We start from the raw sequence: 7,153 nt of genomic DNA, 5'->3' as shown, positions 1-7,153 counted from the left end.
CGACCCCCTCCCCCGCCCCGTCCGGGGGCGCGCGCGCGGGGTCCGCGCGCCGCCACCCGGACCCGGGGGGGGCGGCGCGCTCGATGCCCCCGGCGCCCCTCCCGTTCGACCGTTGCTCCGGTCAGAGCTTCTTGGCCCCGGGGGCCTCGGCCTTGTTCTCGTCCTTGCCGCCGGCCTCGCCCCCGGAGTCCACCGGGTCGGCCCCGGCTTCGTCCTCGGCGGCGGGCGCGACCTCGCCCTCGGCTCCGGCCTCCCCGGCCGGGGTGTCCCCGTCGGGGTCCCCGTCCTTGGCACCGGCCACGGCGCCCGGCTCCGGTTCGACGATCTCCTCGCGGCCCGGCCGCAGCTTCGCCGACAGGACCAGGTAGGTCACGGCGAGCACGAACAGGAAGATCGAGGTCCAGACGTTGAGCCGCAGGCCGAGGATGTGGTGGGCCTCGTCGACCCGCATGTACTCGATCCACCCGCGTCCCACACAGTACGCGGCGACGTACAGCGCGAACGCCCGCCCGTGTCCGAGCGTGAAGCGGCGGTCGGCCCAGATCACCAGCAGGGCGACACCGACGCACCAGAGGGACTCGTAGAGGAAGGTCGGGTGGTAGGTCCCGGCGACCCGGTTCGGGCCGTCGGTGATCTCCACCGCCCACGGCAGATCGGTGGCGCGGCCGTACAGCTCCTGGTTGAACCAGTTGCCCCAGCGTCCGCAGGCCTGGGCCAGCGCGATGCCGGGGGCCAGGGCGTCGGCCCAGGCCGGCAGCGGGATGCCCCGCCGGCGACAGCCGATCCAGGCACCGACCGCGCCCAGCGCGATGGCGCCCCAGATGCCGAGGCCGCCCTCCCAGATCTTGAAGGCGTCGACCCAGTCGCGGTCCTCGCCGAAGTAGAGCTGGTAGTCGGTGATCACGTGGTAGAGGCGACCGCCGACCAGGCCGAACGGCACCGCCCACACGGCGATGTCCGCGACCGTGCCCGGCTTACCGCCGCGCGCGATCCAGCGCTTGTTGCCGAGCCAGACGGCGACGAAGACGCCGATGATGATGCAGAACGCGTAGCCGCGCAGCGGGATCGGTCCGAGATGGAGCACGCCCGTCGACGGACTGGGAATGAAGGCAAGGTTCATGGCAAGACCCGACGCTACCTTGCCGGACGGTGGTGACCGCAACCCGCCCGGCAAGCTGCTGCCGAATCGAGACGGCCGTCAGTGCCCCATGGGCATCCCGGCGTGGTCCGGGAAGGCGTCCTCGGAGCCCGGACCGCCCGTGGCCGACCGGCCCGCCGAGCGCGCGGCCGGAGCCGACGACGAGGACGAGGAGCCCGAGGAGGTGCCCGAGCGGGCGGAGGAGGCCTTCGCCGAGCCGGACGCGGACGGCGAGGGCGACGCTGACCCGGATCCGGACTTGGACTTGGACTTGGACGGGGAGCCCGACGGGGACGGGGAGCCCTTCACTCCGCCCGGGCCGCCCTTGCCGGCCGCCTCCACCTGCTCCTTCAGCTTCTGCGGGGTCAGCGGGTCGGCCTGGTCCCCGAAGATGTCCTTGCCGTCGAGCAGTACGGTGGGGGTCCCGCGGAACTTGCCCGCGCGGAAGGCCTCCTGCGACTTGTTCACCCAGCTGTCGTGCGTCCCGTCCTCCACGCAACGGCGGAACGCGGCGCTGTCCAGTCCCTCGACCTTCCCGGCCAGCTCCAACAGCTTGGCGTTCTTGCCGTAGGCGTCGTCGGTCTCCGGGGGCTGGTTGTCGAAGAGCACGTCGTGGTACGGGGCGAACTTCCCGGCGTCCTGTGCGCAGGCGGCCGCGTTGGCGCTCTTGAGCGAGCCGGTGCCGCCCATGTTCCCGTCGATCAGGGTGACGAGGTGGTACTCGACCTTGAGGAGGCCCTTGGCCTCCAGCTCGTGGATCGTGTCCCGGTAGTTGGTCTCGAAGGCCTTGCAGGCCGGGCAGCGGAAGTCCTCCCACACCGTCAGGGTGGAGGGGGCCTCGCTCTTGCCGGTCTGGATGGCCAGCGCGTCCTTGCCCGTGGCCCCCGACGGGGCGACCAGCGGGCCGCCCTTGGCGGACGATCCGCCCTTGCCGGTGTTCGCCGCGATCAGGCCGACGACGGCCGCCAGGCCGAGTACGCCGACCACCGCCGCCGACACGACGAGGGTCCGCCGGCGCTTGTCCCTCGCCTTCTGCTTCTCGCGCTCCGCCTGGAGTCGCTCGCGGGCCGATCGTTTCGTCGCATCGCGGTTCGCACCGTCGTTCATGTCGCTCACGTTCGGCCAAACGAAGCAGGGAGGCACTCTCGTGCCTCCCTGCCCCTACTTCCACCCGATCGGGCTACAGAACCCGCTCAGGGGTCCGGCTGCTCGATCGAACGCTCCGCCCGTCAGCTCCGGCGTACGCCCTCGGCGAGCTCGCCCGCCAGTGCCTTGACGGCGGCCAGCCCGGCGGGCAGGTCCGGCGCGTCGAGCAGCAGTTTCACGAAGGCGGAGCCGACGATCACGCCGTCGGCGAAGCCGGCGACCTCCTTGGCCTGGACGGCGTTGGAGACGCCCAGTCCGACGCAGACCGGCAGGTCACTGGTGGCGCGGGTACGGCGCACCAGGTCGGCGGCCTGGTTGCCGACGGACTCGCGGGTGCCGGTGACACCCATGAGGGACGCCGCGTAGACGAAGCCGGAACCGGCCGCGGTGATGGTGGCGAGGCGCTCGTCCTTGCTGCTGGGGGCCACGACGAAGACGGTCGCCAGACCGTGCTTGGCAGCGTGCTCGCGCCACAGCGCGGACTCCTGGACCGGCAGGTCGGGCAGGATGCAGCCCGCGCCGCCGGCCTCGGCGAGCTCGGCGGTGAACCGCTCGACGCCGTAGCGGTCGATGGGGTTCCAGTACGTCATGACCAGGATCGGGGCGCCGGTCGCCTCGTGCGCCTCGCGCACGGTCCGCAGCGTGTCGGCGATCTTGACCCCGCCGCGCAGGGCGATGTCGTCGGCGGTCTGGATGATCGCGCCGTCCAGGACCGGGTCGCTGTGCGGGAGGCCGATCTCGACCACGTCCGCGCCGCCGGCGATGACGGCCTTGACGGCCTCGATGGCCCCGTCCACGGTCGGGAAGCCGGCCGGGAGGTAGGCGACGAGGGCCGCGCGGTCCTCGGACTTCGCCTTGGCGAGGGTGGCCGAGAGGAGTTCGATGTTGCCGCTCACTTGGTCTCCCCCTCGGAGGCGTCTGCGTCGTACAGGTCGAAGTAGCGGGCGGCGGTGTCCATGTCCTTGTCGCCGCGGCCGGACAGGTTGACGACGAGCAGCCCGTCCTTGCCCAGCTCCTTGCCGAGGTCCAGCGCGCCCGCGAGGGCGTGGGCCGACTCGATCGCCGGGATGATGCCCTCGGTGCGCGACAGGAGCCGCAGGGCCTGCATCGCCTGGTCGTCGGTGACCGCGCGGTACTCGGCGCGGCCCGCGTCCTTGAGGTAGGAGTGCTCCGGGCCGATGCCCGGGTAGTCCAGACCGGCCGAGATGGAGTACGGCTCGGTGATCTGGCCCTCCTCGTCCTGCAGGACGTAGGAGCGCGATCCGTGCAGGATGCCGGGCTCGCCCGCGGTCAGGGTGGCCGCGTGCTCGCCGCTCTCCACGCCGTGCCCGGCGGGCTCGAAGCCCACCAGGCGGACGTCGGCGTCCGGGATGAAGGCGTGGAAGAGGCCGATGGCGTTGGAGCCGCCGCCGACGCAGGCCGCGACGGCGTCGGGCAGCCGGCCGGCGCGCTCCAGGATCTGGCGGCGGGCCTCGACGCCGATGACCCGGTGGAAGTCGCGGACCATGGCGGGGAAGGGGTGGGGGCCCGCGACCGTGCCGAAGAGGTAGTGGGTGCGGTCCACGTTGGCGACCCAGTCGCGGAACGCCTCGTTGATGGCGTCCTTCAACGTCCGGGAGCCGGACTTCACCGCGATGACCTCGGCGCCCAGGATGCGCATCCGGGCCACGTTCAGGGCCTGGCGCTGGGTGTCGATCTCGCCCATGTAGATGGTGCACTCGAGGCCGAAGAGCGCGCAGGCGGTGGCGGTGGCCACGCCGTGCTGGCCGGCGCCGGTCTCGGCGATGACGCGGGTCTTGCCCATGCGCTTGGTGAGCAGCGCCTGGCCCAGCACGTTGTTGATCTTGTGCGAGCCGGTGTGGTTCAGGTCCTCGCGCTTGAGGAAGATCCGCGCGCCCCCGGCGTGCTCGGCGAACCGGGGCACCTCGGTGAGGGAGCTGGGGCGGCCGGTGTAGTTGACCATGAGGTCGTTGAGCTCGGCCGCGAAGGCCGGGTCGCCCTTGGCCTTCTCGTACTCGACGGCGACCTCGTCCACGGCGGCGACGAGCGCCTCCGGGATGAACTTGCCGCCGAAGTCGCCGAAGTAGCCCTCGGCGTTCGGGATGTGACCCTCGGGGTCCGGGATGAAGAAACTGCTGGCGCTGGACATGCCCAGGTACTCCTACGGATGCGACGCGGATGTCTTCACCGTATTGCGCCGTCCGCCCGTGACGCGCACACCCCGCTGGGGCATGCGCAGACGGTGCGGAGCGGCCCGCCCCGGAGCCGGCGGCTCGGGGTGACGGACCGTACGGGGTCGCCGAGGGGCGGGGTGTACGACGTACACCGCCCGGCGGGCCTCGTTACGACGCGACTCCGGGTCGCCATCGCATGCCGTTGACCTGGCCGGGCTCGGAGCCGATCACGTACCGGACCCGCCGCCCGCGCACGCGCCGGGCCGGGGCGCGGCAGCCGCGAGGGCGGCAGCCGCGCGCCAGGGGCGCGTGGGCCGTCGGCACACCGGCCAGGCCGGAGCCCGGTCGAGTGCGGACGGAGGGGCGGTTTCGGGCCATGGGTAGGGTCAGCTCCGCCCGTGGCGCAGGGCGGGGTGGGCGCCGGCGGCGACGAGGTCGGCCACGGCCGACTTCGGGTCGCGGCCGGTCACCAGGGACTCCCCGACGAGGACGGCGTCCGCGCCCTCGTTCGCATAGGCGATCAGGTCGTGCGGGCCCCGGATGCCGGACTCGGCAACCTTGACGATGTGGGCCGGGATCTCTCCGACGATCCGCTCGAAGGTGGAGCGGTCGACCTTGAGGTCCTTCAGGTTGCGGGCGTTGACGCCGATGATCTTGGCGCCTGCCGCTACCGCACGCTCGATCTCCTCCTCGTCGTGGACCTCGACGAGCGGGGTGAGGCCGATGGACTCGGCCCGCTCGATGAGGGAGACGAGTGCCTCCTGCTCCAGGGCCGCGACGATCAGCAGCACGAGGTCGGCACCGTAGGCACGGGCCTCCCACAGCTGGTACGCCGTGACGATGAAGTCCTTGCGCAGGATCGGGATGTCCACGCGGGCGCGGACGGCCTCCAGGTCGGCCAGCGAGCCACCGAAACGACGCTGCTCGGTGAGGACGGAAATGACCGCCGCACCGCCCGCTTCGTAGTCGGCGGCGAGCCCGGCCGGATCGGCGATGGCTGCCAGTGCACCCTTGGAGGGGCTGGAGCGCTTGACCTCGCAGATCACCTTGACGCTGTCGCCGCGCAGGGCAGCGACGCCGTCCTTGGCCTGGGGCGCCTTGGCGGCACGCTCCTTGAGCTCGTCGAGGCTGACGCGAGCCTGCCGTTCGGCAAGGTCTTCGCGGACCCCTTCGATGATCTCGTCGAGCACACTCACGCGAGCGGCCCCCTTCCGGGTCGATGACGGTCGGCCGCCTTGCAGACACGTACAACTGCAAGGTCAGCAGTTCAAATGGTATCCGCAGGACGCCTCGCCCTCCGCACGCGGTTGACGGCGTCCCATTAAATGGACATCCGGAATCTTTACTTCAGCTACAGCTCAGGGCGCCATGAAAGAGCCCATGGGAAGGTTCCGGACAACCGAGAAGACCACGGCCACCGCACCGATCCCCCACCAGTACAGCGGCCGTACGACGAGCCTCGGGGCCTGCATCCCCCGAGAGGCGCGAACCAGCCACAGGACCATGAAGCCGGCGAAGAAGAAGTAGCCGGCGACCGCCAGGGCATTTGCCCCGAAAGCTGTCACGAGATCGCCATGGGCGAACGCGTGGGCGCTGCGCAGCCCTCCGCAGCCCGGGCACAGCACCCCGGTCAGGCGGAACAGCGGGCAGACCGGATAGTGGCCGGGCTCGTTCGGATCCACGGTCCCCACGTACGCGAGGGCCGCGGCGGCCGCACCCAGCGTGAGCGCCGGACGCGCCAGCCGGCCGGCCCGGGACACGGGCTCGGGGGGCGGCGCGAGGTCGGTCGTTCCAGAGGAGGGCTCCACCCGCTGATTCTCTCCGCTCATGACAAAAGGCGCAGCCCGACGGGGCCGCGCCTTTCGAAAACCCACGTACCGGCTGCCGCGTGGTCAGACCTTGGTCGCGAGGCGGTTCGCGGCGATGACCTCGGCGAGGTCGTGGTGCGCGGCCTTCGGCGCGCCCATGCCCGCGGCCTTCATGGCCATGCCCACGACACCGCCGATGGCGACGACGACGAGGCCCGCCCAGAAGCCCAGCGGGTTCGCCAGCACCATGAAGGCGCCGGAGATGCTGAAACCGATGAAGGCGATGATGACACCGGTCCAGGCGGCCGGGGTGTGTCCGTGGCTAGTGCCCGCCATGAGTTGCTCCTCGTACTCGGGTGTGCTCTGTCGCACGCCGCACGTGCTGTGTCGAACGCTCGGTGGTCATTGTCCCGTACCAGGCGGCGGCCTCGTTCACGGGGTCCGATCCGGGTTCGGGCGTCGGTCCCGGTTTCGGGCGTCGGTCCCGGTTTCGGGGAGTGGGGTCCGGTTTCAGGGAGCCGGGTCCGGACCGGTGGGGTCCTCGCCCCGGTCCAGCGCCTTCCACAAGTCCTCCGGCCGGTCCGGGTCCACCACGGCCGCCTTGCGGGGTCGCGGGCTGCCGTCGCGCTCGTATCGGCCGCCCATCGTGGGCCAGGTGCTCCCGAAGCGCAGCGCGAGCAGTCCGGCCAGCAGGATCAGCGCCCCGCCGGCGGCCGTCACGTAGGGCCATGCCGTATGGGTCAGGCCGGCCACGTGGGCCGCGGTGTCGGCCGTCGTACGCGCCGCCTGCGCGTCCAGGGCGCGCCGGCCGTCCGCGTTGGCCAGGGCGGCCGCGCCCGCCCCCAGGCCGCTCAGCGCGAGCAGCGCCGAGACCAGCAGCCGGCTCC

8 protein-coding genes and 1 pseudogene are annotated in these 7,153 nt (G+C 72.0%); all 9 read right to left on the bottom strand.

The features are described from left to right. Nucleotides 1-121: 121 nt before the first annotated feature. A complete protein-coding gene (lgt, locus tag ABZY57_RS31445; RefSeq protein ID WP_356517745.1) occupies nt 122-1,120 on the bottom strand; it encodes a prolipoprotein diacylglyceryl transferase in 999 nt (332 codons plus the stop codon). Nucleotides 1,121-1,459: 339 nt separating this feature from the next. Continuing rightward, a pseudogene (locus tag ABZY57_RS31440) lies at nt 1,460-2,245 on the bottom strand (thioredoxin domain-containing protein); the annotation flags it as partial. Nucleotides 2,246-2,367: 122 nt separating this feature from the next. Continuing rightward, nucleotides 2,368-3,180 (bottom strand): tryptophan synthase subunit alpha, encoded by an 813-nt coding sequence (gene trpA / locus ABZY57_RS31435; RefSeq protein ID WP_356517743.1) that lies wholly within the window; start codon nt 3,178-3,180, stop codon nt 2,368-2,370. Next, nucleotides 3,177-4,433 carry a tryptophan synthase subunit beta gene (gene trpB, locus ABZY57_RS31430; protein ID WP_356517741.1) on the bottom strand — a complete coding sequence of 419 codons (1,257 nt, stop codon included), beginning with the start codon at nt 4,431-4,433 and terminating at the stop codon, nt 3,177-3,179. Before trpB ends, trpA begins: the two co-directional genes overlap by 4 nt. Nucleotides 4,434-4,626: 193 nt before the next feature. After that, a complete protein-coding gene (locus ABZY57_RS31425) occupies nt 4,627-4,836 on the bottom strand; it encodes a tryptophan synthase subunit(beta) (protein ID WP_250743802.1) in 210 nt (69 codons plus the stop codon). A gap of 8 nt (nt 4,837-4,844) precedes the next feature. Continuing rightward, nucleotides 4,845-5,654, bottom strand: a complete 810-nt coding sequence (gene trpC / locus ABZY57_RS31420) for an indole-3-glycerol phosphate synthase TrpC (RefSeq protein WP_356517739.1) — start codon at nt 5,652-5,654, stop codon at nt 4,845-4,847. Between the two features lie 162 nt (nt 5,655-5,816). Beyond that, on the bottom strand, nt 5,817-6,287 hold the full coding sequence (locus ABZY57_RS31415; protein ID WP_356517737.1) for a DUF2752 domain-containing protein: 471 nt from the start codon (nt 6,285-6,287) through the stop codon (nt 5,817-5,819). A gap of 63 nt (nt 6,288-6,350) precedes the next feature. Next, on the bottom strand, nt 6,351-6,602 hold the full coding sequence (locus tag ABZY57_RS31410; RefSeq protein ID WP_356517735.1) for an HGxxPAAW family protein: 252 nt from the start codon (nt 6,600-6,602) through the stop codon (nt 6,351-6,353). Nucleotides 6,603-6,776: 174 nt separating this feature from the next. Next, nucleotides 6,777-7,153: TIGR02234 family membrane protein (locus tag ABZY57_RS31405; protein WP_356517733.1), on the bottom strand; the 377-nt coding region annotated here is incomplete at its 5' end.

The sequence above is a fragment of the Streptomyces sp. NPDC006450 genome (assembly GCF_040612195.1).
GTDB lineage: Bacteria > Actinomycetota > Actinomycetes > Streptomycetales > Streptomycetaceae > Streptomyces.
Note: the sequence above shows the minus strand (reverse complement) of the source record. Positions and strands in the feature narration are given on the sequence as shown.

Coding starts and splice junctions, on each gene's coding strand:
- ABZY57_RS31410 (WP_356517735.1), bottom strand. CDS start 6,602: ATGGCGGGCACTAGCCACGGACACACCCCGGCCGCCTGGACCGGTGTC.
- ABZY57_RS31425 (WP_250743802.1), bottom strand. CDS start 4,836: ATGGCCCGAAACCGCCCCTCCGTCCGCACTCGACCGGGCTCCGGCCTG.
- ABZY57_RS31415 (WP_356517737.1), bottom strand. CDS start 6,287: ATGAGCGGAGAGAATCAGCGGGTGGAGCCCTCCTCTGGAACGACCGAC.
- lgt (WP_356517745.1), bottom strand. CDS start 1,120: ATGAACCTTGCCTTCATTCCCAGTCCGTCGACGGGCGTGCTCCATCTC.
- trpB (WP_356517741.1), bottom strand. CDS start 4,433: ATGTCCAGCGCCAGCAGTTTCTTCATCCCGGACCCCGAGGGTCACATC.